The organism is Acidovorax sp. sif1233 (assembly GCF_019218755.1).
Taxonomy (GTDB): domain Bacteria; phylum Pseudomonadota; class Gammaproteobacteria; order Burkholderiales; family Burkholderiaceae_C; genus Acidovorax.
In genome coordinates this window covers 82,369-108,573 of the sequence record NZ_JAHUWZ010000008.1, presented here as the reverse complement: position 1 = coordinate 108,573, position 26,205 = coordinate 82,369, and the positions used below count along the sequence as shown (strand labels likewise).

Below are 26,205 nucleotides of genomic sequence, written 5' to 3'. Positions count from 1 at the left end.
CAAGACTTCGGGCGAACCCCCTGCCTACACTGGGCCGATGCGCTCCAAGCCCACCCTGACCACCAAGCTCCTGGCGATGGGTGGAGGCTTTCTGCTCGTGGCCCTGGCCTCCATCAGCCTCACGCTGTGGGTGACCTGGAAGCTGGAGGGCGGCGCGGCCGCCGTCAATGAGGCGGGCCGGCTGCGCATGAACATGCTGCGCATGGTGCTGGTGCTGCAGACCGAGCCGCCCGAGGCGGTGCAGGAGCGCGCCCGCCTGTTCGATGCGAGCCTCGAGCTGCTGCGCACGGGCGATCCTTCGCGGCCGCTGTTCGTGCCCTGGAGCGCCGAGACGCGCACGCGCTTCGACGCGATCCGCGCGCAGTGGGCGCAGGCGCGCAGCGGCTGGGTGGCCACGCAGCCACTCGACCGCGCGCGCACGCTGGCGCAGGCCGACGCGTTCGTGCAGCAGGTGGACGGCTTCGTCGACGCGATCGAGCTGCAGATCGCGGGCTGGACGGCCGCGCTGCACCTGTTCCAGCTGTTCATGATGGCGCTGGCCATCGTGGCGGCCGTGACCTTCATGGCCGTGAGCTACCTGCTCGTCATCAACCCCGTGGCGCGCCTGCAGCAGGCCCAGGCCCGGCTGCGCCAGGGCGAGCTGGGCACGCGCCTGCCGGTCGATACCGATGACGAGTTCGGCCAGCTCTCGGCGGGCTTCAACCTCATGGCGCACGCGCTGCAGGCCTCGCACGACGAGCTGGAGCACAAGGTGCGCGACAAGACCGCCAGCATCGCCGTGAAGAACCAGCGCCTGGCCGCGCTGTACGAGGTGAGCGCGCTGGCGTCCACCGCGGGCAGCCTGGAGCTGCTGGCCCAGGGCTTCGTGCAGCAGATCCGCCGCGTGGCCGGGGCCGACGCGGCGGCCGTGCGCTGGTCCAACGAGGCCAACGAACGCTATGTGCTGCTGGCCGGTGACGGCCTGCCGCGCTCCATGGCCGACGGTGAGCACTGCCTGCACACGGGCAGCTGCCTGTGCGGCCAGCCCCAGGCCCAGGCGCGCACGCGGGTCATTCCCATCACGCCGTCCACCCACGTCGCGCTGCCCCACTGCCGCGAAGCGGGCTTTGAAACCATGGTGACCATCCCCGTGCAGATGCAGCAGCGCCTGCTGGGCGAGGTGGACCTGTTCTTCCGCTCCCAGGTCGAGCTGACCGACGAGCTGCGCGACCTGCTCGAAGCCATGACGCGCCACCTGGCCAGCGCCATGGAGGGCCTGCGCGCGACGGCGCTCGAGCGCGAGGCGGCGGTGGCCGAGGAGCGCAGCCTGCTGGCGCGCGAACTGCACGACTCCATCGCGCAGTCGCTGGCCTTCCTCAAGATCCAGACCCAGCTGCTGCGCGACGCGGTGGCGCGCGGCGACGAGGCCAAGCGCGACCGCAGCATCGGCGAGCTGGACGTGGGCGTGCGCGAGTGTTATGCCGACGTGCGCGAGCTGCTGGTGCACTTTCGCACGCGCACCAGCGAGGAGGACATCGAGTCCGCCCTGCGCGCCACGCTGTCCAAGTTCGAGCACCAGACCGGCATGGCCACCGTGCTCAGCATGGTGGGCCATGGGCTGCCGCTGCCGCCGGACCTGCAGATCCAGGTGCTGCACATGGTGCAGGAAGCGCTGTCGAACGTGCGCAAGCATTCGGGCGCCACGCGCGTGGAACTGCTGGTGCACCGGCACCCGCGCTGGCGCTTCGAGGTGCAGGACAACGGTAAGGGCTTCGACGTGGCCAGCGTGCCGCCCGACTCGCTGCACGTGGGCCTGGGCATCATGCGCGAGCGGGCCCAGCGCGTGGGGGCGGCCCTGCAGGTCGAATCCGCGCCGGGCCAGGGCACGCGCGTGTGCATCGAGCTGCCCACGGTGACGGCCGCCGCCCCCATGCCTGCGCCGCCGGCGCACCCGCCCGCCACCCCGCCATCCGTGGCCCGCGCCTCGCGCGGCACGCCGCCTGGCGCGGACACCCCCTCTGCCGCCGCCACCAGCCCGGTGGCGGCGCACGCACCATGAACAACAACACCACCACCGCCCCTTTTCCGGCAGCTGTCCCTGCGCACCCGGACGCCCCGATGCAGCCGCCGGTGACCCTGCTCGTGGTGGACGACCACACGCTGTTCCGCCGGGGGCTGATCGCCCTGCTGGGGCAGGACGCGGGCCTCCTGGTGCTGGGCGAGGCGGGCGACGCCGCCGAGGCGCTGCGCCTGGCGCCGCAACTGCGGCCCCAGGTGATCCTGCTGGACAACCACCTGCCCGGCGTGATGGGCGTGGACGCCATCCGGGGGCTGCGCGAAGTGGCGCCCGCATCGCGCGTGCTCATGCTCACCGTGAGCGAGGATTCGCAAGACTTGGCCGCCGCGCTGCGCAATGGCGCGCAGGGCTACCTGCTCAAGACCATCGACGGCGACCTGCTCGCCCAGGCCATCCGCCGCGCGGCACGCGGCGAGCCGGTGGTGAGCCCCGAGCTCATGGGCAAGCTGGTGGCGGCGTTCCAGTCGCAAGGCGCGCCCGAGGCGCCGCCAGCCCACGCCCTGGCGTCCGCGCCCGCGCCGCTGCAGGCCGATCCCGCGGGCGGTGTGGCGCCGCTCTCGCCGCGCGAGGAGGACGTGCTGCGCGAGATCGCGCGCGGCGCGAGCAACAAGGAAATCGCGCGCACCCTGGACATCGCCGAGACCACGGTGAAGATCCACGTGCAGCACATCCTGCGCAAGCTGGGCCTCACCTCGCGCGTGCAGGCGGCGGTCTACGCCTCGGACCGCCAGCGCACGGAGTAGAGGGTGCCCACGGCCGCCATCCCCGGTGGCCGCATGCGGTGATTTGCTACTGAATTGGTAGCTTCTGGCGCTTGTCCATCCAGCGCGAAAGCCTGTTTTCTTTCGATATCCAACCCCGGTGGGCCCGGCATTGGCGGCCCGTGCGCGCGCGCCGGGGACTTTGCTGCACCCAGACGGCCCCGGTGTCCATAGTTCCTTCGGACGATGCGCGGGCCTCGCGGCGCCCTCCGGCCTAGTCCTTCTGCCGTGGCGCGGGTGTGCTTGCGAAGGATGTTCAGGGCGGCCCTGAAAACGGACCATACAGCCATACCCCAAAGAGAAGAAGGAAGAGGAACCGCGCAATGGCACACACCACCTTGCCCCCGGGCGAAAGCCCACAGCGCACCCGCCAGGCTTGGTCGGTGCTGATCGTCAGCACCTTCGCATTCACCGTCTGCTTCATGGTCTGGATGATGTTCGGCGTCATCGGCATCCCCATCAAGAAGATGCTCAACCTGAACTCCACGCAGTTCGGGCTGCTCATGTCCATGCCCGTGCTCACGGGCTCGCTGGTGCGCGTGCCGCTGGGCATCTGGACCGACCGCTTCGGCGGCCGCATCGTGATGGCCGCCGTGATGGCGACCACCGTGCCCGCCATCTGGATGATGGGCTACGCCACGGAGTACTGGCACTTCCTGACGATCGGCCTGTTCGTGGGGCTGGCGGGGGGCTCGTTCTCGGTGGGCACGCCCTACGTGGCGCGCTGGTTCCCCAAGCACCGCCAGGGCACGGCCATGGGCGTGTATGGCGCGGGCAACTCGGGCGCAGCCGTGAACAAGTTCGTGGCCCCGGTGCTGCTGGTGGCCTTCGGCTGGACCATGGTGCCGCAGGTGTACGCGGCCATCATGCTGGGCACGCTGGTGCTGTTCTGGCTGTTCAGCTACAGCGACCCGGCCCACCTGGTGGGAAGCAACGTCAAGTTCACCGACCAGCTCAAGGCGCTCAAGGACCCCAAGGTGCTCAAGTACTGCCAGTACTACAGCATCGTGTTCGGCGGCTACGTGGCGCTGTCGCTGTGGATGGTGCAGTACTACGTGGGCGAGTTCGGCCTGGACATCCGCGTGGCGGCGTTGCTGGCCGCCTGCTTCTCGCTGCCCGGCGGCGTGCTGCGCGCCATCGGCGGCATGCTGTCCGACAAGTACGGCGCCCACAGCGTGACCTGGTGGGTGATGTGGGTGAGCTGGATCTGCCTGTTCCTGCTGAGCTACCCGCAGACCGACTTCACCATCGCCACCGTCAACGGCCCGAAGACCTTCCACATCGGCCTGAACGTCTACCTGTTCACCGGCCTGATGTTCCTGCTGGGCATTGCCTGGGCCTTCGGCAAGGCCAGTGTCTTCAAGTACATCAGCGACGACTACCCCCACAACATCGGCGCCATCAGCGGCATCGTGGGCCTGGCCGGCGGCCTGGGCGGCTTCATCCTGCCCATCCTGTTCGGCGCGCTGATGGACATCACCGGCATCCGCTCCAGCGCTTTCATGCTGATGTACGGCGTGGTGTGGGTCTCGCTGATCTGGATGTACTTCACCGAAGTGCGCAACACCCGTCTCATGGGCTCGCCGAACGCCGCCGCACCGGCTGGCGCCCGCTGATTTTTCAAGGAACCTCACCATGTCTGCCACCACCACCAGCGGGCGCCAGGGGCGCCTGCTCACCCTCTGGGCTCCGGAGGACAAGTCGTTCTGGGAGCGCGAAGGCGAGGCCGTCGCCAAGCTCAACCTGTGGATCTCGGTGCCCGCGCTGTTCCTGGCCTTCGCCATCTGGCAGGTCTGGAGCGTGGTCGCCGTGAGCCTGCCGGGCCTCGGGTTCAAGTATTCGACCAACCAGCTGTTCTGGCTGGCGGCGGCGCCCGCGCTCTCGGGTGCCACGCTGCGCATCTTCTATTCATTCATGGTGCCGCTCGTGGGCGGACGCCGCTGGACGGCGATCTCCACCGCCTCGCTGCTGATCCCCGCCATCGGCATCGGCTTTGCGGTGCAGGACAACACCACGGCCTACCCCACCATGCTCATCCTGGCGCTGCTGTGTGGCCTGGGCGGCGGCAACTTCAGCTCCAGCATGGCCAACATCAGCTTCTTCTTTCCGAAGGAGCGCAAGGGCTCGGCGCTGGGGGTGAACGCGGGCCTCGGTAACCTGGGCGTGTCGGTGGTGCAGTTCCTGAGCCCGCTCGTGGTCACGGCCGGCATCTTCGGCATCTTTGGCGGCGAAGGCCAGACCATCGTGAAGAACGGCCAGACCGTGCAGGTGTGGACGCAGAACGCCGCCTTCATCTGGGTGCCATGGATCGCGCTGACGGCGCTGGCCGCCTGGTTCGGCATGAACGACATCGCCGACGCGCGCGCCTCGTTCGCCGCGCAGGCCGCGATCTTCAGGCGCAAGCACAACTGGCTGATGTGCGTGCTGTACCTCGGCACCTTCGGCTCGTTCATCGGCTATGCGGCGGGCTTTCCGCTGCTCATCAAGAGCCAGTTCCCCGGCGTGAACCCCCTGGCCTATGCCTGGCTGGGCCCGCTGGTGGGCGCCGTGATCCGCCCCTTTGGCGGCTGGCTGGCCGACAAGCTCGGCGGCGCACGCGTCACGCTGTGGAACTTCATCGTCATGGCCATCGCGGTGGTGGGCGTCACGTTCTTCCTGCCCTCCGGCGGCCCCGGCGGCAACGAAGGCCAGTTCGCGGGTTTCTTCGTGTGTTTCCTGGTGCTGTTCCTCACCACCGGCATCGGCAACGGCTCCACCTTCCGCATGATCCCCGTGATCTTCCTGACCGAAGCCATGCGCGGCGTGGACCGCAACGACCCGGCCGCCATCGCGCATGCCAACAAGGAAGGCAACACCCTGGGCGCGGCCACGCTGGGCTTCACCGCCGCCATGGCCGCCTACGGCGGGTTCTTCATTCCCAAGAGCTATGGCAGCTCGATTGCCCTGACCGGCAGCCCCCATGCCGCGCTGTGGACGTTCTTCGCGTTCTACATCGTCTGCATCGTCATCACCTGGTGGCACTACGCGCGCAAGAACGCCGCCATGCCTTGCTGAGCACACCTGAACAAGACAGAACAAGGAGCCCCCGATGAGCCATTTCCTCGATCGCCTTTCGTACTTCTCGCAGCCCCGCGAGACCTTTGCCCAGGGCCACGGCGAAACCAACGGTGAAGACCGCACCTGGGAAGACGCCTACCGCGACCGCTGGGCGCACGACAAGATCGTGCGCAGCACGCACGGCGTGAACTGCACGGGCAGCTGCAGCTGGAAGATCTATGTCAAGGGCGGCATCGTCACCTGGGAAACCCAGCAGACCGACTACCCCCGCACCCGGCCCGACCTGCCCAACCACGAGCCCCGTGGCTGCGCGCGCGGCGCCAGCTACAGCTGGTACCTGTACAGCGCCAACCGCGTGAAATACCCCATGGTGCGTGGCCGCCTGCTCAAGCACTGGCGCGCCGCCATCGCCCTGGCCAAGAGCCCGGTGGACGCCTGGGCCAGCATCGTCGAGAACGACGCCTCCAAGCGCGAATGGCAAAAGCAGCGGGGCCTGGGCGGCTTCGTGCGCAGCACCTGGGACGAAGTCAACCAGATGATCGCCGCGGCCAACGTGTACACGATCAAGAAGCACGGGCCGGACCGCATCATCGGCTTCTCGCCCATCCCGGCCATGTCGATGATTTCGTACGCCGCTGGCTCACGCTACCTGAGCCTGATTGGCGGTGTGTGCATGAGTTTTTACGACTGGTACTGCGACCTGCCACCCAGCAGCCCGCAGACCTGGGGCGAGCAGACCGACGTGCCCGAGTCGGCCGACTGGTACAACAGCTCGTACATCATTGCCTGGGGCTCCAACGTGCCCCAGACGCGCACACCCGATGCGCACTTCTTGACCGAGGTGCGCTACAAGGGCACCAAGGTCGTGTCCATCACGCCCGACTATTCCGAAGTGGCCAAGCTGGGTGATCTGTGGATGCACCCCAAGCAGGGCACCGACGCTGCTGTGGCCATGGCCATGGGCCATGTGATCCTGAACGAGTTCTACTTCAAGGACGGCGGCAAGGGCCGCTCGGCGTACTTTGACGACTACGCACGCCGCTACACCGACCTGCCGCTGTTGGTGGTGCTGAAGGAAAAGACGCTGCCCGATGGCCGCACGGTGATGGTGCCCGACCGCTATGTGCGCGCCAGCGACTTCCCCGGCCAGCTCGACCAGTCCAACAATCCCGACTGGAAGACGGTGGGTTACGACGAGCTGGGCCAGGTCACGCTGCCCAATGGCTCCATCGGCTTTCGCTGGGGGGCCGACGGCCGCTCCGACCAGGGTCTGTGGAACCTGGAGAACAAAGAGGCACGCACCGGCAACACCGTCAAGCTCAAGCTGTCGGTGATCGAGGACGGCGCGCAGGCCCATGACGTGGCTGATGTGGCCTTCCCGTACTTTGGCGGTGTGGCAACGCCCAACTTCACGGCCAACGAACAAGGTGGCGACGTGATGGTGCGCCGCGTGCCGGTGAGCCACCTGGAGCTGGCCGGGCACGAAGCCCAGGGCCGCGTGATGGTGGCCACGGTGTTCGACCTGCTGGCAGGCAACTACGGCATTGACCGGGGCCTGCCCGGCGAAGAGCCCGGTGGCGGTTACGACGCCGACCGCCCCTACACCCCTGCCTGGCAAGAGGCCATCACCGGCGTGCCGCGCGAGCAGATCATCACCGTGGCGCGCCAGTTCGCCGACAACGCCGACAAGACGCATGGCAAGTCCATGGTGATCATCGGCGCGGCGATGAACCACTGGTACCACTGCGACATGAACTACCGCGGCATCATCAACATGCTGATGCTGTGCGGCTGCATCGGCCAGAGCGGTGGCGGCTGGGCGCACTACGTGGGCCAGGAAAAGCTGCGGCCCCAGACCGGCTGGACGGCGCTGGCGTTTGCGCTGGACTGGATCCGCCCACCCCGCCAGATGAACAGCACGAGCTTCTTCTACGCCCACACCGACCAGTGGCGCTACGAGAAGCTGGGCATGGAGGAAATCCTCTCGCCCCTGGCCGACAAGAAGGCCTACCACGGTGCGCAGATCGACTACAACGTGCGCGCCGAGCGCATGGGCTGGCTGCCATCGGCTCCCCAGCTCAAGACCAATCCCATGCAGGTGGCCAAGGATGCCGCTGCCGCGGGTATGGACGCGAAGGATTACGTCGTCAAGTCTCTGAAGGACGGCACGCTCACGATGAGCTGCGAGGACCCGGACCATCCGTCCAACTGGCCGCGCAACATGTTCGTGTGGCGCTCCAACATCCTGGGCTCGTCGGGCAAGGGGCATGAATACTTCCTCAAGCACCTGCTGGGCACCACCCACGGCGTGCAGGGCAAGGACCTGGGCAAGGACGAAGCCAAGCCCGAGGAAGTGCAGTGGCACACCCACGCGCCCGAAGGCAAGCTGGACCTGCTGGTCACGCTCGACTTCCGCATGAGCACCACCTGCCTGTACTCCGACATCGTGCTGCCCACGGCCACCTGGTATGAGAAGAACGACCTCAACACCAGCGACATGCACCCCTTCATCCATCCGCTGTCCACCGCAGTGGACCCTGCATGGCAGGCCAAGAGCGACTGGGAGATCTACAAAGGTTTCGCCAAGGCCGTGAGCGAGGTCAGCGTGGGCCACCTCGGCGTCGAAAAGGACGTGGTGCTCACGCCCATCATGCACGACACCCCCGGTGAAATGGCGCAGCCCTATGGCGTGCGCGACTGGAAGAACGGCGAGTGCGAACTCATTCCCGGCAAGACCGCGCCGCAGGTCACGGTGGTCGAGCGCGACTACCCCAACCTCTACAAGCGCTTCACCGCCCTGGGCCCCTTGATGGACAAGGCCGGCAATGGCGGCAAGGGCATCGGCTGGAACACGCAGACCGAGGTGGGCCAGTTGGGTGACCTGAACGGCCGCGTGAAGGAAGAAGGCGTGACGCAGGGCATGCCCCGCATCGTGACCGACATCGACGCCACCGAAGTGGTGATGATGCTGGCCCCCGAAACCAACGGCCACGTGGCCTGCAAGGCCTGGGAGGCCCTGGGCAAGCAGACCGGGCGCGACCACGTGCACCTGGCGCTGCACCGCGAGGACGAAAAGATCCGCTTCCGCGACATCCAGGCGCAGCCGCGCAAGATCATCAGCTCGCCCACCTGGTCGGGGCTGGAGAGCGAAAAGGTCAGCTACAACGCCGGCTACACCAACGTGCACGAGTACATCCCATGGCGCACCCTCACGGGCCGCCAGCAGTTCTACCAGGACCACCCGTGGATGCGTGACTTCGGTGAAGGCTTTGTGAGCTACCGCCCACCGGTGCACCTGAAGACGCTGCACGAGGTCGAAGGCAAGAAGCCCAACGGCAACAAGGAAATCCAGCTGAACTTCATCACGCCGCACCAGAAGTGGGGCATCCACAGCACGTACAGCGACAACCTGATGATGCTCACGCTGAACCGGGGTGGCTCGGTGGTGTGGCTGAGCGAAGACGACGCCAAGGTCGCCGGCATCGTGGACAACGACTGGGTCGAACTCTTCAACGCCAACGGCGCCATCGCGGCCCGCGCGGTGGTGAGCCAGCGCGTGAACCCCGGCATGGTGATGATGTACCACTCGCAAGAGAAGATCATCAACACCCCCGGCTCCGAGATCACCGGCACGCGCGGCGGCATCCACAACTCGGTCACCCGCATCGTGCTCAAGCCCACCCACATGATTGGTGGCTACGCGCAGTACAGCTACGGCTTCAACTACTACGGAACCATCGGCACCAACCGCGACGAGTTCGTGCTGGTGCGCAAGATGGACCGCGTGGACTGGCTCGACGATGAGCCTGTGTCCAGCACGGCAGCCCACGCCTGAAGCCGAAGACAAGGAGAAACACGATGAAAATTCGCGCACAAATCGGCATGGTGCTGAACCTGGACAAGTGCATCGGTTGCCACACCTGTTCCGTCACCTGCAAGAACGTCTGGACCAGCCGCCCCGGGGTGGAATATGCCTGGTTCAACAACGTCGAAACCAAGCCCGGCATCGGCTACCCCAAGGAATGGGAAAACCAGGACAAGTGGAATGGTGGCTGGGTGCGCAGCCCCGACGGCTCCATCGCGCCCCGCCAGGGCGGCAAGTGGAAGCTGCTCATGCGCATCTTCGCCAACCCCAACCTGCCGCAGATCGACGACTACTACGAACCTTTCACGTTCGACTACGACCACCTGCAGTCCGCGCCCGAGAGCAAGGCCGCGCCCACGGCCCGCCCGCGCAGCCTGATCACCGGCAAGCGCATGGAGAAGATCGAGTGGGGCCCGAACTGGGAAGAAATCCTGGGCGGCGAGTTCAGCAAACGCAGCAAGGACAAGAACTTCGACGATGTGCAAAAGGACATCTACGGCCAGTTCGAGAACACTTTCATGATGTACCTGCCGCGCCTGTGCGAGCACTGCCTGAACCCGGCGTGCGTGGCATCGTGCCCCAGCGGCTCGATCTACAAGCGCGAGGAGGATGGCATCGTGCTGATCGACCAGGACAAGTGCCGTGGCTGGCGCATGTGCGTTAGCGGCTGCCCCTACAAGAAGATTTATTACAACTGGCAGTCGGGCAAGGCCGAGAAGTGCATCTTCTGCTACCCGCGCATCGAGGCGGGCCAGCCCACCGTGTGCTCCGAGACATGCGTGGGCCGCATCCGTTACCTGGGCGTGCTGCTGTATGACGCAGACCGTATCCAGGAAGCTGCGAGCGTGGAGCGCGACCGCGACCTGTACCAGGCCCAGCTTGACATCTTCCTGGACCCGAACGACCCGGACGTGATCAAGCAGGCACGCATCGACGGGATCCCGGACAGCTGGATGGACGCCGCGCGCAACAGCCCCGTCTACAAGATGGCCGTGCAATGGAAGGTGGCCCTGCCGCTGCACCCCGAGTACCGCACGCTGCCCATGGTCTGGTATGTGCCGCCGCTCTCGCCCATCACGGCCGCCGCCAACGCGGGCCATGTGGGCGTGAATGGCGACATTCCCGATGTGTCGCAGCTGCGCATTCCCGTGCAGTACCTGGCCAACCTGCTGACCGCAGGCGACACGGGGCCCGTGGTGCGGGCGCTCGAGCGCATGCTGGCCATGCGCACCTACCAGCGCGACAAGCATGTGGAGCAGCGCCAGAACCTGGCCGTGCTCAAGCAGGCGGGCCTGTCGATGGCCGAGGTGGAGGAGATGTACCACGTGATGGCGATTGCCAACTACGAGGACCGCTTCGTCATCCCGTCGGCCCACCGCGAGTACGCCGAGAACGCGTTCGACATCCGGGGCGGTTGCGGCTTCTCGTTTGGCAACGGCTGTTCCGATGGCGCCACCGAGACCAGCATGTTCGGCGGAAAGAAGCCCCGCACGATCCCGATCAAAGCCACGGTCTGAAGCACAGGCAAAGGAATCACCATGTTCAAGAAGAACCCGACCTCCGTGCGCCTGACCCTGCGCGCCCTGGGCTACCTGCTGAGCTACCCCGATGCGCAACTGCGCAGCGTGATGCCGCAGCTCATCGACGCGCTGCAGGTGGAGCAGGCGCTGACCCCCGAGCGCATGGCCGAGCTCGAAGCCGTGTGCCAGCACCTTGCGGCAATCGACCCGCTGGAAGCCGAGGCCCGCTACGTGGACAACTTCGACCGGGGCCGCCAGACCTCGCTGCACCTGTTCGAGCATGTGCACGGCGATTCGCGCGACCGGGGGCCGGCGCTCATCGACCTGCTGCAGACCTACGACAAGGCGGGCCTGAAGTTCGAAGCCGAAGAGCTGCCCGACCACCTGCCCGTGGTGCTGGAGTTCGCCTCCACCCAGCCGGTGGAGGTGGCCAGGGAGTTCCTGGGCGAAATGGCCCACATCCTGAACGCGCTGTTCAGCGCGCTGGTGGCGCGCAACAGCCCCTATGCCAGCGTGATTGCTGCGGTGCTCGAAGTGTCGGGCCAGCGCGTGCAGTCGGTGGCGCTCACGCCCGAGCCGTCCATGGACGAGGCCTGGGCCGAGCCCGAAGCGTTTGGCGGTTGCAGCACCCAGGGCCAGTCCAAGCCCGACCAGCCGCAGCCTCTGCATTTTGTTCGTACCCCCCGCGCCGAGCGGGCACCAGAAGGAGTCTCCGTATGACCGCCTGGCTTGACACCCTGTTGTTTGGCATCTATCCCTATATTTGCCTCGCTGTCTTTTTCATCGGCAGCTGGGCGCGGTTCGACCGCGACCAGTACACCTGGAAAAGCGATTCCTCCCAGCTGCTGCGCACCGGCAGCCTGCGCTGGGGCAGCAACCTGTTCCATGTGGGTGTGTTGTTCCTGTTCTTTGGCCATACCGTGGGCATGCTCACGCCGCACTTCTTGTATGAGCACTTCATCGGCGCAGGCGCCAAGCAGCTCATGGCCATGGTGTCGGGGGGCATTGCAGGCCTGATGGGCTTCGTGGGCCTGTCCCTCCTGCTGCACCGCCGCCTGTCGGATGCGCGCATCCGCGCCACCTCCAAGACCAGCGACATCCTGATCCTGGTGCTGCTGTGGGTGCAACTGGCGCTGGGCCTGGCCACCATTCCACTGTCGGCACAACATTTGGACGGCTCCATGATGATGCGCCTGGCTGAGTGGGGCCAACGCATCGTCACCTTCCGCAGTGGCGCGGTCGACCTGCTGGCCGGTGCGGGATGGATCTTCAAGACGCACATGTTCCTGGGCATGAGCATCTTCCTGATCTTCCCCTTCACCCGCCTTGTGCATGTGTGGAGCGGCTTTGGCACGCTGGCCTATGTGCTGCGCCCCTACCAGGTGGTGCGTGCGCGCCGCCTGAACCTGCCGCCCGGCCACATGCAGTCGCAAGACCGCCGTGGCGCTTGATTTCGCATCACAAAAGGAGCACACCATGAGCGGATGTGGAACCGGTAGCTGCGGTTGCGGCACCAGCGCAACCAGCCAGAGCGCCCCCCAAAGCATGCTCTCCCCGGAGCAGACGGCCGCCTACGAGGCGCTCTCCGCCACGGTAGGAGCGACTGCCATGGCAGACTCGCCCGCCATGGCAACCCCTCAGTCCATGGGGCAGGCCCCGGTGGCGCGCATCAACGGCGTGGCATTGAATTCAACGGCCGAGTGGCTGGATGAGGAGGCCCTGCGCCAGCGTGCCTGCACCGAGCTGCTGCGACAGGCGGCCCAGCAAGGCGGCCTGCTGGCGCAGGACGACGTGCCGGGTGTCGAAGGCGCCATCAGCACCGAGGCCTCGAATGCCATCGAGCAGCTGCTGGAGCGCGAGCTGCCCATCCCCGACCCGTCGGAAGAGGCCTGCCGCCGCTACCACGACGCCCACCCTGCGGCACACGCCCATGGCGAGCGGGCCCAGCTGCGCCACGTGCTGTTCGCCGTGACGCCGGGTGTGGACGTGAAGCAGCTGCGGCTGCGTGCCGAGGCCATGTTGATCGACCTGCGCTGCGCGGACGATGGGGGCGCGAAGTTTGCCGAGGCGGCTGCGCAGTGGTCCAACTGCCCCAGCGGCCAGCAAGGCGGCGACCTGGGCTGGCTGACCCGCGCCGACTGCGCCCCCGAGTTCGCCCGCGAGGTGTTTGGCAGCGCCGAGATCGGCGTGCTCGCACGCCTTGTGCACAGCCGGTTTGGCCTGCATGTGGTGGAGGTGGTGGCCCGCGACCCGGGGCAGCAGCCGTCGTTCGAGGAAGTGCGCCGGGCCATCGCCCTCACGTTGCGCCAGCAGGCCTGGGTGAACGCCCTGCGCCAGTACCTGCAGGTGCTGGCGGGCGCGGCCGTGGTGGACGGCGTGTCGCTGGACGCGGCCGACTCGCCGCTTGTACAGTAGTTGCACCGCACGCCACCCGATTGCCTGCCCATGCCCGACGAGCTGCTTGATCGCCTGCGCCGCTTCCACAACGACGCCTTTCCCCAGTACCGCGAGCAGTTCCAGGCGCTGGTGGACGAAGGGCAGCACCCGACCACCCTGTTCATCGGCTGCTCCGACTCGCGCCTGGTGCCCTACCTGCTCACGGGCGCGGGCCCGGGGGAGCTGTTCCTGGTGCGCAACGTGGGTGCCTTCATCCCGCCGTATGACGGATCTCACGGTCACCATGGCACCACGGCGGCCATCGAGTTCGCGGTGCTCAACCTGCAGGTGCGCCGCATCGTGGTGTGCGGCCACAGTCACTGTGGGGCTATCAAGGCGATGTATGGTGAGGTTTCGCCCGAAGCGCCCAACCTGAACCGCTGGCTGGACCTGGGGCGCGAGGCCCTGCTGCCGATGCAGGCTGGCCCCGAGGTGCTGCGCCGCACCGAGCAGCGCGCGGTGGTGCTGCAGCTCGAACGCCTCATGGAGTACCCCATGGTGCGCAGCCGCGTGCAGTCGGGCCAGATCAGCCTGCACGGCTGGCACTATGTGATCGAGGAAGGAGAAGTCCATGTGTTTGATGTCAAGACGGGTGGCTTTGTGCCGGCCTCGCGGGCGGACAACAGCGGAACCGGTCCTTACCATCCGTACGTGGAGCATGATGGGCAGGTTCTTCTGGACGAGCTTTGACCTTGTCGGGCATGCTCGTGGCAGATCCGCGAGGAATGAGTCCCTCTTGATGGAACGCAAGACCTCACTGGCGTGAAACCCAAATCATCGGCCCCCATGAAACGCGAACCCCAGCCCCCCCTCAAGCCCACCTCGTCCCTGCAGCCCATCAGCCTGGATGTGCTGCGCGAGAAATACCTCAAACCCGGGGAAACCACCGCCGACGAGCTGTACCAGCGCGTGGCGCGGGCCCTGGCCTCGGTCGAAAAACCAGAACTCCGCGAAAAGTACGAAACCCTGTTCCTGGCCAACCTGAAGGCGGGCGCCATCGGGGCGGGCCGCATCATGAGCGCGGCGGGCACCGACATCCAGGCGACGCTCATCAACTGCTTCGTGCAGCCCGTGGGCGATTGCATCCAGGGTGTGGACGACGAGGGTTTCCCGGGCATCTACGAGGCGCTGCGCGAGGCAGCGGAAACCATGCGCCGGGGCGGCGGCGTGGGCTACGACTTCTCGCGCATCCGGCCCAAGGGCGCGCAGGTCAAGGGCACCGCGTCCATGGCCTCGGGGCCGTGCAGCTACATGAACGTGTTCGACCAGTCGTGCTCCACCGTGGAGAGCGCGGGCGCGCGCCGGGGCGCGCAGATGGGTGTGCTGCGCATCGACCACCCGGATGTGCACGAATTCATCACGGCCAAGCGCACGCCGGGGCGCTGGAACAACTTCAATGTGTCGGTGGGGGTGTCCGACGAGTTCATCCATGCCGTGCAGAACAGCGCGCCGTGGGAGCTGGTGCACAAGGCACGCCCCGGCACTGCCCTGCTGGCCCAGGGAGCCCGCCAGCGCGCCGATGGCCAGTGGGTCTACGCCACGGTGCCCGCGCGCGAGCTGTGGGACACGATCATGAAGTCGGCCTATGACTTCGCCGAGCCCGGCATCCTGTTCCTGGGCCGCATCAACGAAGACAACAACCTGCACTATTGCGAAGACATCGCGGCCACCAACCCCTGTGGCGAGCAGCCGCTGCCGTCGTACGGGTGCTGCGACCTCGGCCCCATCATCCTGACCCGCTTTGTGCGCCATCCTTTCGGTTTCGGGGGCGTGGCCGCGTTTGATTTCGATGCGTTCACGAAGGCCGTGGCGCTGCAGGTGCGCGCGCTGGACAACGTGCTCGATGTGACCTACTGGCCGCTTCCGCAGCAGCGCGACGAGGCCATGGACAAGCGGCGCATCGGCGTGGGCTTCACCGGCATGGGCAACACGCTGGCCATGCTGTGCCTGCGCTACGACCTGCCCGAGGGCCGCACCATGGCCGCGCGCATCGCCGAGTGCATGCGCGATGCCGCCTATGCCGCCTCGGTGGACCTGGCGCGCGAGAAAGGGGTGTTCCCCAAGTTCCAGGCCGAGCCCTACCTGTCGGAGGGCACGTTCGCCAGCCGCCTGCCCGATTCGCTCAAGGCCGCCATCCGCCAGCACGGCATCCGCAACAGCCACCTGCTGTCCATCGCCCCCACGGGCACCGTGAGCCTGGCCTTTGCCGACAACGCCTCCAACGGCATCGAGCCTCCTTTCTCGTGGATGTACAAGCGCAAGAAGCGCGAGTCCGACGGCAGCACCTCGGAGTACGCTGTCGAGGACCACGCCTGGCGGCTGTACCGCGAGCTGGGCGGCGATGTGGAGGCCTTGCCGGACTACTTCGTCTCGGCGCTGGCCATGCCCGCTGAAGGCCACATTGCGATGATGGAGGCCGTGCAGCCCTTTGTGGACACGGCTATTTCGAAGACGGTGAACATCCCGGCCGACTATCCCTATGAAGGTTTCAAGGACCTGTACCTGCAGGCCTGGCGCGCCAGGCTCAAGGGCCTGGCCACCTACCGGCCCAATGCCATCCTGGGATCGGTGCTGGAAACCCATGCCGCGCCTGAACCAGCATCTGTAGCCCCCCCCGCACCTGCGGTGGACCCCATGCGTACCGTGATCGAAAGCCGCCCCCAAGGCGGCCTTTCGGCCGTGGCCGAAAAGCTCGAATACTGGACGCAGGAAGGCCACAAGACGCTGTACCTCATCGTGTCGTTCCTGCCCGTGCCCACGGGGGTTGGCAACGGTACGGTGGACCGCGCCATCGAGTTCTTCATGCCCGTGGGCCAGAGCGGTGAATCGCAGCAGTGGATCACCTCTAGCATGCGCATGCTGTCGCTGGCGGCGCGCGGCGGCTTCCTGGAGCGGGCGCTGTCCGACATGCGCAAGGTGGCCTGGGACCGGGGCCCGGTGCGCCTGGGGCAGCACCGCAAGGACGATGGCACCCTGGTGCCCATGTGGCACGACTCCGAAGTGGCGGCCATGGCCTATGCCATCCAGAACATCCTGGCGCGCCGCGTGGCCGACCCCGTGCAGCAGCAGCTGCCCCTGGACGAACCCGCGCCGCCGCCGGTGGCCGTGCCGCAGGCCATGGCGGGCAAGAAGTGCAGCGAATGCGGCGCCCACGCCGTGATCCGCAAGGACGGCTGCGACTACTGCACGCAGTGTGGACACCTGGGGACCTGTGGGTGACCTCCCGGCCGGTCATTCCCGTGCGCCCCGCGGCGGGAAAACCGTCGCCTGAGGTGCTGGCCGCGCTGGACACGCGGTGGCGCTGGCGCTACCTCATGCTGGCACCGCACCGGCTGGGTTTCTTCCTGGCCATGGTGGTGCTGGTGGCGTCGGGGGGATGGTGGGCGCTGGTGCAGGTGGCCAGGTCCACCGGCTGGTGGGGCCTTTACTATGCGCTGTCCCCCACGCTCGTGCATTCGGTTGTGACGGCATTCGGCTTCATCCCGCTGTTCTTTGCGGGTTTCCTGTTCACGGCCGGCCCCAAATGGCTCGGGGTGGCGCCCCTGCCGGCGCAGGCGTTGCGCGCACCCCTGGTGGCACAGGCCGCGGGCTGGCTGCTGTGGCTGGCGGGCGCGCATTGGCGGATTGGCGCGGCCCTCGCGGGGCTGGCGCTGGCGGCCGTTGGCCTGGTGTGGATGTCGGCGCTGTTCTGGGGCCGTGTGCGCCAGAGCCAGGCGCAGGACCAATGGCATGCGCGTGTCGTCGCGGGCGCCTGCGTGCTGGGCTGCCTCAGCCTCGCGGGCCTGTGGCTGAGCCTTGCCGTGGGAACACATGCGCTCGCCCGCGCCTGGGTGTTCACCGGCCTGTGGGGGTTTGTCGTCGTGGTCTACGTCACGGTGGCGCACCGCATGATCCCCTTCTTCACCTCCAGCGCCATGCCCATGGTGCAGGCGTGGCGGCCCTTCTGGGTGCTGTGGCTCATGCTCGCCGCCGCGCTGCTGCAGGTGCTCGCCGCCTGGCTGGAGTGGGCCGGGCTGCCCGCCACCCGGGCGGGGCCCGCCTGGACGCTGGTGCACGGCACGCTGCAGCTGGTGGTGGGGGGCGTGCTGGTCTGGCTGGCCTGCGTGTGGGGGCTGGTGCAAAGCCTCAGGAACCGGCTGCTGGCGATGCTGCACATCGGATTTCTGTGGCTGGGGCTGGCTTTCGTGCTCGGAGGCCTGTCGCAGTGGCTGGCCTGGGGCTTTGGCCTGGGAACGCTGGGCCTGGGCGCGCTGCACGCGCTGACCATGGGCTGCCTGGCGTCGCTGATGCTGGCCATGGTGACGCGGGTGTCGTGCGGGCACAGTGGCCGGGCTCTGGTCGCCGACCGCATCGCGTGGTCGCTGTTCTGGCTGCTGCAGGCGGCCACGGTGCTGCGCATCGCGTCGGCGGTGCCGGGTGTTTTCGGTATCGCGTGGGCCTGGCTGCTGCCGCTGGCAGCGTGCCTGTGGGCCGTCACCATGGGCGTGTGGGGCGTCCGGCTGGGCCGGTGGTATGGCCGGGTGCGGGCCGATGGCCGTCCGGGCTGAAGCACCTTTTCAAGGATATTCCATGGCTGTCATTCCCTGGCCTTTGAACCACACGCCCCGGCCCGCGCCCCCTGCGGCGCATGGCGCTGCACGCGCGGCCGCCGCGCCGGAGGATGTCGCCGCCATGGCCGCGGCGCTGATCCAGTCGCGCCAGACCATCCTGCCCAAGCGGCTGGCCGCCCCGGGGCCGAGTGCCCTGGAACTGGCGCAGATCCTCAACGCCGCGTCCCACGCACCGGACCACGGCCAGCTGGTGCCGTGGCGCTTCGTGCTGGTGCCCGAGGCAGCGCGCCCGGCGCTGGCCGATGTGTTTGCCCAGGCCCTGCGCGAGCGCGATCCCGCAGCCACGCTGGCGCAGGCCGAGCAGGCGCGCGAGAAGGCCTACCGGTCACCGGTGCTGATGCTGGTGGTGGTGAACGGGCAATGCGGCGACCCCGGCATCGACCTGTCCGAGCGCCTGGTTTCCGCGGGATGCGCGGTGCAGAACATGCTGCTCATGGCCACCGCGCAGGGGTATGGGTCGGCGCTCACGAGCGGCAAGGCCCTCACGTCGGGCGGGCTGCGGGGGCTGTTCCAGCTGGCCCCCTGGGAGCAGGCGCTGTGTTTTGTCAGCATCGGGACCGTGCAGTCGCGCAAGGCCGCGCGTGCCCGGCCCGCGGCGGACAGCTATGTGAGCACGCTCGACGCGCAGCAGGGCGTGGTGCTGCCCGGCTTCTGAAGCGGGGCGCGCCCGGCGATTCCTTTCCTTTCATTTCATAGAAACCTTCATGGACATTTCCAGTTTTGACGACCTGCTGCAGGCTGCGCGCCTGCAGCCCGAGCCCCAGCGCCTCCTGTTCGTGTTTGCCGCGGTGGAGCTGCCGGACGACGCCAGCCCGGCCCAGCGTGCCCGCTTCGAAGCGGGGCAGGGCGGAGCCCTGGTGCCGCTGATGTGCGTGGACAAGGCGCCGCAGGAGCTGCCTTCGTTCAGTGCGCTGGTGGAAGAGGCCAGCCAGTTCAGCGCCCCGGGCCATGACTGGGCCATGGTGTTCGCAGCAGCCCTGTCGGGCACGCTGGACAAGGCACCCACCAGTGCGGATGCCCAGGCGCCCCTGCAACGCATGGTCGATGCGATCAAGGGCGGGGCCCATGGGGCGTATATACCCTTCGACCGGCAGGGACAGCCCGTCCGGTTCGGTTGAGGCGCAGATGGCCTCGCCCGCCCCATCCGCCCGCCATATCCCCGGTTTCAGCGCGCCGGCCGTCGGGTTCGAGCAACCCTTCGCCATGCTGGAGGCCTGCCATGAGCGCGTGCAGCGTTCGCTGGCCTTGCTGGGCCGCCTGCGCGCCCATGTGCGCCTGCAGGGTGCCGACGAGAGCGCCCGCCAGGCGGCGCGCGACGTGCTGCGGTATTTCGACATCGCCGCACCGCTGCACCATGAAGACGAGGAACTCCACGTCTTCCCGCTGCTGCTCGCCCAGGCCGCGCCTGGGGTCCAGGCGCTGGTGCGCAGCCTGCAGGACGACCATGTCCGCATGGTGGCGGACTGGGCTGCAGCACGGGTTGCGCTGCAGGCGCTGGAACAAGGAGCCATCCAGGGATTCGCGGAATCGGAGGAGGCGCTCCTTGATCGATTTGCGGACCGCTATGCAGGCCATATCCGCCGCGAGGAGCAGGAAGCCTACCCGGCGGCGCTGCACCTGCTGGAGCCCGCTGCGCTGGACGGGATGGGGCGGGAGATGGCGCGCCGCCGCGGCGCTGCCTGACACGGTGGTGCCCTCTGCAGCGCCCCCGTGTGCCGTGATTGAACCGGGTGCCGCAGTACCCGTGTTCCGGAGCGGTTGACTAGACGGAGCGCGCGGAGCCTTGTCCCCGGAGCCTCTCAGGTCCAGAGGCCGATGGCACCCGGGTGGAGGGCGGACCGGGACTGGAGCCGTGCAGGTGTTTACCATCACGGGATGTCACTCTCTCATCTGCACCGGGACGCACCTTGACCGACGCAAAGAAACCCCATTTTGGCCAGCCCTTCAAGGTGGGCTCCCTATCTTCCACACCGCCTGGTTTCAAGTTCGGGATCAACTACGGCACGGGCCTGGTGTCGGGCAATAGAGTCGCCGCTGAGCCAGCCCTCCCCGATGACGCGACAGCCTGCAACACGCGGGGAAATGACTGGCTGCTGTCCAACCGGACTGCCGACGCCATTCGTGCCTACGACCGGGCCATCGCACTCAAGCCCGATTACGTCGACCCGTACTTCAACCGCGGCAACGCCCTGCTGCGCCTGCAGCGCAACGAAGAGGCCTTGGCCTCATTCGACCAGGCCATCGCGCTTTCGCCGGGGTTGGTGCTGGCGCACTACAACCGCGGAACCGTCCTGCAAACGCTGGGCCGGTTGCCGGAGGCCATGGAAAGCTACCGCCGCGTGCTGGCGATGGAGCCCGGGAATGCGCAGGCGCGTTTCAACCTGGGCTGCGTGCACCTGCAGATGAAGCAGTTTGGAGAAGCCCTGGAATGCATGGACGAAGTGATAGCGCGCGCACCCGAGATACCGGAGCCGCACAACAATCGGGGCACGGCCTTGCTTCGGTTGGGGCGTTATGCCGAAGCAGTTGCCAGCTTCAGCCGGGCACTGGCCCTCCAGCCTCAGTACGCAGAGGCATACAACAACCGGGGCGAGGCGCAACTGCAACTGAGAAACCTGGAAAACGCGCTGGCGGATGTCCGCCGCGCGGTCGAGCTTCGGCCCCAGCAAGGGGAGTCCAGATTCCTCATGGGCAGGCTTCTGCGGGAGATGAAGCGGTATGACGAAGCATTGCAGCAGTTGTACCTGGCTCAGCGCCTGTCTGCCCCGATTCCTGTGCTGCAGTGCGAAATCGCCACGGCGAAGGTGAATGGTTGCATTTGGCAGGGTCTGGAGGAGGAGATCCTTCAGCTGCAGCAGGCAGTCACACACCAGAAGCACGCGCTGGAGCCGTTCATTGCGTTGTCATTGTTCGATGTGCCCGCGCTTCACAAGGAGACGGCGCGGCTCCAGGCCGAGCGCGAGCTTCCTGCTCCGGCACTGGGCGCCATTCCTGCACGTGCAAGGCACGGAAAAATCCGCGTGGGGTACTACTCGGCAGATTTTCGAGATCACCCCATGGCGCACCTGATCGCCGAGCTCTTTGAGGTGCATGACCGCGAGCGGTTCGAGTGGTTCGCCTTCTCCGTGGGGCCTGACGTACAGGATAGGATGCGCCAGCGCGTGGCGGCGGCGTTTGATCATTTTCTGGATGTCCGTGAGCGCAGTGATATCGAGATCGCCCGTCTCTCTCGGGAACTCGGTATCGATATCGCCATTGACCTGATGGGTTTTACCATGGCGAGCCGGTTGGGTTGCTTTTCCCACCGGTGTGCCCCTGTCCAGGCCAGCTATATGGGCTATCCGGGTACCACCGGGGCCGACTGCATGGACTACGTGATTGCCGACAAGGTGGTGATCCCGCCTCAATCCCAGGCCCATTTCACTGAAAAAGTGGTCTACCTTCCCCACAGCTACCAGGTCAACGATTCGCGGCGCAAGATTGCGGAGCGCGAATTTACTCGCGAGGAGGTGGGTCTGCCAGCCAGCGGGTTTGTCTTTTGCTGCTTCAACAACAATTTCAAGATCATGCCACCCACTTTCGGCGGCTGGATGCGCATCCTCCACGCTGTCGAAGGCAGCGTGCTGTGGCTGCTGGAAGACAACCCGACAGCCGCGCGGAACTTGCGGCGCGAGGCGCAGGCCCGGGGGATTTCCGCGGAGCGCCTGGTGTTTGCGCCGCGCATGCCCATGGACCAGTATCTGGCGCGCTTGCGGCTGGCGGACCTGTTCCTGGACACCCTGCCCTACAACGCGCACACCACCGCCAGCGATGCTTTGTGGGCGGGGTTGCCGGTGTTGACATGCATGGGGGAGTCATTCGCGAGCCGCGTGGCTGCCAGTCTCTTGTGCGCCGTCGGACTGCCGGAACTCATCGCGCAGACCCAGGGCGATTTCGAGGCGCGGGCGATTGAGCTGGCCCGTGACCCCTCGCAGCTTGGGCATATTCGCGGCAAACTGCGCAGGGAGGGCCCTGTGTCGCCGCTGTTCGATGCCAGGCTCTTCGCACGCCATGTGGAATCGGCGTACACCACCATGTACGACCGCTTGTGCCAGGGTTTGCCTCCCGATGTGATCGAGGTGTGATGCTTCCTCCTTGGCAGCCCCGAGCAGCGGTGGCTGGCGCCGTCACGGGTGCGTACGCAGCGCGTGCCAATTCCACAACTTTGCTCTGACTCCAAAAATGAATCTCACCCTGTTCGGAACCGGTTATGTAGGGCTTGTCACCGGGGTGTGCCTTGCGGAACTGGGCAATGATGTCCTGTGCATCGACACGGATGCCGACAAGATTGCAGCCCTTCAGCGCGGAGAAGTGCCCATCTACGAGCCCGGGCTGCAGGAGCTGGTCGTCAGCAACTCCCGCGCGGGCCGGCTGGGGTTCTCCACCGACATGGCGCGCGGAGTGGCCCACGGTGATGTCCAGTTCATCGCCGTGGGCACTCCTTCTGCGGGGGACGGCAGTGCGGATCTGCGCCATGTATTCGATGTGGCTGGTGCCATTGCCACGCACATGACGGGCTTCAAGGTCATCGTCAACAAGTCGACGGTGCCCGTCGGCACGGGCGAAGCGGTGCACCGTGCTGTCGCCGCCACGCTGGCGCGACGCGGGGAAGGCGCGGACCCGGCCCCTGGCTACGCCGTGGTGTCCAATCCAGAATTCCTCAAGGAAGGCAGCGCGATCGAGGACTTCATGCGGCCCGACCGCATCATTCTCGGCTGCGGCGACACGCCGCAGGAGCTGCGGGCCGGCAACCTCATGCGTGAGTTGTACCGCCCGTTCGGGCATGGCCACGACCGCGTCATCTGCATGGACCGGCGCAGTGCCGAGTTCACCAAGTATGCGGCGAACGCCATGCTGGCCACGCGCATCAGTTTCATGAACGAGATGGCCAACCTGGCCGACCGGCTGGGTGTGGACATCGAACCCGTGCGCGTGGGTATCGGCGCGGATCCGCGCATTGGTGAGAGCTTTCTTTACCCGGGCGTGGGCTATGGCGGCAGCTGCTTTCCCAAGGATGTGACTGCGTTGCAGCGCATGGGCGAGGAGGTCGGGCTGCCGCTGCGATTGCTCGCGGCGGTGGCACAGGTCAACGATAGACAGAAGCGGCTGCTGGTGGACAAGCTCGCCCAGCGGCTCGGACCGGATCTTTCCGGCCGTCGGCTGGCGGTGTGGGGGCTTGCCTTCAAGCCCAATACCGATGACATGCGCGAGGCTTCCAGCCGGGTGCTGGTCCGTGAATTGCTGGAGCGTGGGGCGGTGCTTCGGGTCTTCGATCCGGTGGCCATGCAGGAGGCCCGCCGTTGCCTGGAGGAGGATCTGCGCGACCGGCCCGAACTGCTCGAGCACATCAGCTATGCCCCGGATCCCATTGACGCCGCGCGCGGTGCAGACGCCTTGCTGATCGTGACCGAATGGCAGGTGTTTCGCAGTCCCAATTTCGATGCCCTGCGGGCGGCCCTGCGGCAGCCCCTTGTCGTGGACGGGCGCAATCTGTACGAGCCGCGCTCCATGCGAGCCCTGGGGTTCGACTATCTGACCGTGGGCCGCAGCGCTGCGGATGCACTCGGGGCCATGGCAGCATGACGACGGAAAAAAAAATCCTGGTCACGGGAGGCGCTGGCTTTCTTGGCTCCCATCTGTGCGAGCGCCTGCTGAAGGATGGCCATGCGGTGCTGTGCGTGGACGACTTCTCCACCGGCTTGGAAAAGAACATCGCCCACCTCCTGGCCTCGCCGCGGTTTCGTGTGCTTTGCCACGACGTCGTCCAGGCCCTGGATGCCGAAGTGGACGAGATCTACAACCTGGCCTGCCCCGCGTCGCCCGTGCACTACCAGTCCGATCCGCTGCGGACCCTGCGCACCAGCGTGCTGGGTGCCATGAATCTGCTGGAGCTGGCCCGCAAGTGCCATGCCGTGATTCTTCAGGCCTCGACGAGCGAGGTGTATGGCGACCCCGGCGTGCATCCGCAGCCAGAGTCCTATTGGGGCAACGTCAATCCCATCGGGGTGCGGGCCTGCTACGACGAGGGCAAGCGCTGCGCGGAGACCCTGTTCTTCGACTACCGGCGCCAGCATGGCGTGCGCACCAAGGTCGTGCGGTTGTTCAATACCTATGGCCCGCGCATGCGTCCGGATGACGGCCGGGTGGTCTCCAACTTCATCGTCCAGGCGCTGCGTGGGGCGGATCTGACCGTTTACGGGGCGGGGACGCAGACCCGCAGCTTCTGCTACGTGGATGACCTCGTGGAAGCCCTGGTGCGCATGATGGCCACGCCGGACGAGGTGGCGGGACCGGTCAATCTGGGCAATCCAGGGGAGTTCACCGTCCTGGAACTCGCGCAGAAAATCCTCGCAGGGACGGGCTCGTCCGCGCGGATCACCTACCACCCGCTCCCGGGAGACGATCCCCGGCAGCGGCAGCCCGACATTTCGCTGGCGCGCCAGCTGCTGGGGGGGTGGGCCCCCCGCGTCGACATTGACGCGGGCTTGCGCCGGACCATTGCCTATTTCAAGGAGGCGGACGCCGGCTGAGCCCCGGGAGGCGGAGCCAGCGCGTGCCTGGCATCCGTCCCCGCTGTGCCATTCCGCGATGCCCCCCGTTCCATTTGGAACATGTCGAGGGGCAGGAGGTGCGGGTATGGTGCCCGCCGGGGTTTGGTCCTTTCCGATGCCGATGCCGATACCGAGCCCCCGTTGCCATGAATCTGTTTCTCCGTATCCTCCTGACCCTGTTGCTCGCTCTGGCTTGCGCGATCGGCTGCGCAGCCCTTCACACCCCGCTGCCCTGGATGATCGGCCCGCTGCTGGCCACTTCGGTGGTGTCCATCGCTGGCGGGCCCACGGAAAGCTGGGGGCCCTTGCGCAATGCGGGGCAGTGGACCATTGGCGCCGCCTTGGGCCTGTACTTCACGCCCCAGGTCGTGGGACTGATTGGCGGGCTCTGGTGGGCCATCGCGCTGGGCATTGTGTGGGCGCTGTTCCTGGGCTGGTTGTTCGGCGCCTGGCTGTACCGGGTGCATGCGCCGCGCATGCACGGGGTGCCTGCGCCGATGCTGCGGGCCACGAGCTACTTCTCGGGGGCCATCGGTGCGGCATCCGAAATGACCCTGCTGTCCGAACGCGAGAACGCCCGCACCGACCTCGTGGCGGCCAGCCACAGCCTGCGGTTGCTGATCGTCACGGTCACGATCCCTTTCACGCTGCAATGGAGCGGACTGCATGGCCTGGACATCCTGCCGCCCACGGCCCGGGTGGTGAGCGCACCCGGTCTGGCGCTGATGGCGCTGCTGACGGGGGCCGGAGCCCTGCTGATGGACAGGCTGGGCCGGGCGAACCCGTGGTTCATGGGCGCGATGCTGGTGTCCATGGGGCTCACCATGGCAGGCGTCACCCTGTCCGCCGTGCCCCAGGCGATGGTGAATGCGGCGCAACTGGTCATCGGCGTGAGCCTGGGGGTCCGCTTTCGTGCGGATTTTCTGCACACGGCGCCGCGCTGGCTCGTGTCGGTGGCGGTGGGCACCCTGGTGCTCATGGGGGTGTGCGCGTTGTTCGCGGCCTCGCTGGCCTGGGCGACAGGTCTGCCCTGGGTCACCCTGCTGCTGGGGACCTCGCCCGGAGGCATCACCGAGATGGCCATCACCGCCAAGGTGCTGCAGCTGGGCGTGCCGGTCGTCACGGCGTTCCAGGTGTGCCGGCTGATCGCGGTGCTGATGCTGGTGGACCCGCTGTACCGCAAAATCTACCCGTCCTCCGAGGCCTGATATGTGGCAGGGAGCGACTGCGTTGGGCGAGGCCGCGGCCTCCCGCACAATCAGAGTTCATGGCGATGCGTTCGCTTACACAACTATCTTGCGCGTGCCCTT

19 protein-coding genes are annotated in these 26,205 nt (G+C 67.0%); all 19 read left to right on the top strand.

The window, feature by feature from the left end; genetic code table 11:
- Positions 1–37 precede the first annotated feature (37 nt).
- The 19 genes from KW843_RS22130 (at position 38) to KW843_RS22040 (ending at position 26,103) form a co-directional block, all read left to right on the top strand.
- Positions 38–2,038, top strand: a complete 2,001-nt coding sequence (locus KW843_RS22130; protein ID WP_255594872.1) for a type IV pili methyl-accepting chemotaxis transducer N-terminal domain-containing protein — start codon at positions 38–40, stop codon at positions 2,036–2,038.
- Positions 2,039–2,097: 59 nt separating this feature from the next.
- Positions 2,098–2,799 carry a response regulator gene (locus tag KW843_RS22125; protein WP_218297400.1) on the top strand — a complete coding sequence of 234 codons (702 nt, stop codon included), beginning with the start codon at positions 2,098–2,100 and terminating at the stop codon, positions 2,797–2,799.
- A gap of 341 nt (positions 2,800–3,140) precedes the next feature.
- Positions 3,141–4,433: a nitrate/nitrite transporter gene (locus tag KW843_RS22120; RefSeq protein ID WP_218297312.1), complete on the top strand. Its 1,293-nt coding sequence runs from the start codon at positions 3,141–3,143 to the stop codon at positions 4,431–4,433.
- Between the two features lie 19 nt (positions 4,434–4,452).
- On the top strand, positions 4,453–5,871 hold the full coding sequence (locus tag KW843_RS22115) for an MFS transporter (RefSeq protein ID WP_218297311.1): 1,419 nt from the start codon (positions 4,453–4,455) through the stop codon (positions 5,869–5,871).
- 34 nt (positions 5,872–5,905) lie between these two features.
- The gene (locus KW843_RS22110) at positions 5,906–9,709 is read left to right on the top strand and encodes a nitrate reductase subunit alpha (RefSeq protein ID WP_218297310.1); all 3,804 of its coding nucleotides are present in this window, start codon (positions 5,906–5,908) and stop codon (positions 9,707–9,709) included.
- 23 nt (positions 9,710–9,732) lie between these two features.
- Positions 9,733–11,256: a nitrate reductase subunit beta gene (gene narH, locus KW843_RS22105; protein ID WP_218297309.1), complete on the top strand. Its 1,524-nt coding sequence runs from the start codon at positions 9,733–9,735 to the stop codon at positions 11,254–11,256.
- A 21-nt stretch (positions 11,257–11,277) separates the two neighbouring features.
- Complete coding sequence (gene narJ, locus KW843_RS22100) at positions 11,278–11,979, top strand: nitrate reductase molybdenum cofactor assembly chaperone (RefSeq protein ID WP_218297308.1); 702 nt, start codon at positions 11,278–11,280, stop codon at positions 11,977–11,979.
- On the top strand, positions 11,976–12,710 hold the full coding sequence (narI, locus tag KW843_RS22095; protein ID WP_218297307.1) for a respiratory nitrate reductase subunit gamma: 735 nt from the start codon (positions 11,976–11,978) through the stop codon (positions 12,708–12,710). Before narJ ends, narI begins: the two co-directional genes overlap by 4 nt.
- 157 nt (positions 12,711–12,867) lie before the next feature.
- Positions 12,868–13,674, top strand: coding sequence for a peptidylprolyl isomerase (locus tag KW843_RS22090; protein WP_255594881.1), 807 nt, complete (start codon positions 12,868–12,870; stop codon positions 13,672–13,674).
- Between the two features lie 30 nt (positions 13,675–13,704).
- Complete coding sequence (locus KW843_RS22085; protein ID WP_218297305.1) at positions 13,705–14,385, top strand: carbonic anhydrase; 681 nt, start codon at positions 13,705–13,707, stop codon at positions 14,383–14,385.
- A 96-nt stretch (positions 14,386–14,481) separates the two neighbouring features.
- Complete coding sequence (locus tag KW843_RS22080; protein ID WP_218297304.1) at positions 14,482–16,914, top strand: adenosylcobalamin-dependent ribonucleoside-diphosphate reductase; 2,433 nt, start codon at positions 14,482–14,484, stop codon at positions 16,912–16,914.
- Positions 16,911–18,242, top strand: coding sequence for an NnrS family protein (locus KW843_RS22075; protein ID WP_370628530.1), 1,332 nt, complete (start codon positions 16,911–16,913; stop codon positions 18,240–18,242). The genes KW843_RS22080 and KW843_RS22075 overlap by 4 nt, the downstream gene beginning before the upstream one ends.
- 22 nt (positions 18,243–18,264) lie before the next feature.
- The gene (locus KW843_RS22070; RefSeq protein WP_218297302.1) at positions 18,265–18,960 is read left to right on the top strand and encodes a nitroreductase; all 696 of its coding nucleotides are present in this window, start codon (positions 18,265–18,267) and stop codon (positions 18,958–18,960) included.
- Between the two features lie 49 nt (positions 18,961–19,009).
- A complete protein-coding gene (locus KW843_RS22065; protein ID WP_218297301.1) occupies positions 19,010–19,423 on the top strand; it encodes a ribonucleotide reductase subunit alpha in 414 nt (137 codons plus the stop codon).
- 7 nt (positions 19,424–19,430) lie between these two features.
- Positions 19,431–19,988 carry a hemerythrin domain-containing protein gene (locus KW843_RS22060; protein ID WP_255591685.1) on the top strand — a complete coding sequence of 186 codons (558 nt, stop codon included), beginning with the start codon at positions 19,431–19,433 and terminating at the stop codon, positions 19,986–19,988.
- A gap of 224 nt (positions 19,989–20,212) precedes the next feature.
- On the top strand, positions 20,213–22,429 hold the full coding sequence (locus KW843_RS22055; RefSeq protein WP_255594871.1) for a tetratricopeptide repeat protein: 2,217 nt from the start codon (positions 20,213–20,215) through the stop codon (positions 22,427–22,429).
- Positions 22,430–22,526: 97 nt separating this feature from the next.
- Positions 22,527–23,927, top strand: coding sequence for a UDP-glucose/GDP-mannose dehydrogenase family protein (locus KW843_RS22050; RefSeq protein ID WP_218297300.1), 1,401 nt, complete (start codon positions 22,527–22,529; stop codon positions 23,925–23,927).
- The gene (locus tag KW843_RS22045; protein ID WP_218297299.1) at positions 23,924–24,874 is read left to right on the top strand and encodes a UDP-glucuronic acid decarboxylase family protein; all 951 of its coding nucleotides are present in this window, start codon (positions 23,924–23,926) and stop codon (positions 24,872–24,874) included. Before KW843_RS22050 ends, KW843_RS22045 begins: the two co-directional genes overlap by 4 nt.
- A 167-nt stretch (positions 24,875–25,041) precedes the next feature.
- Positions 25,042–26,103: an AbrB family transcriptional regulator gene (locus KW843_RS22040; protein WP_218297298.1), complete on the top strand. Its 1,062-nt coding sequence runs from the start codon at positions 25,042–25,044 to the stop codon at positions 26,101–26,103.
- Positions 26,104–26,205 lie beyond the last annotated feature (102 nt).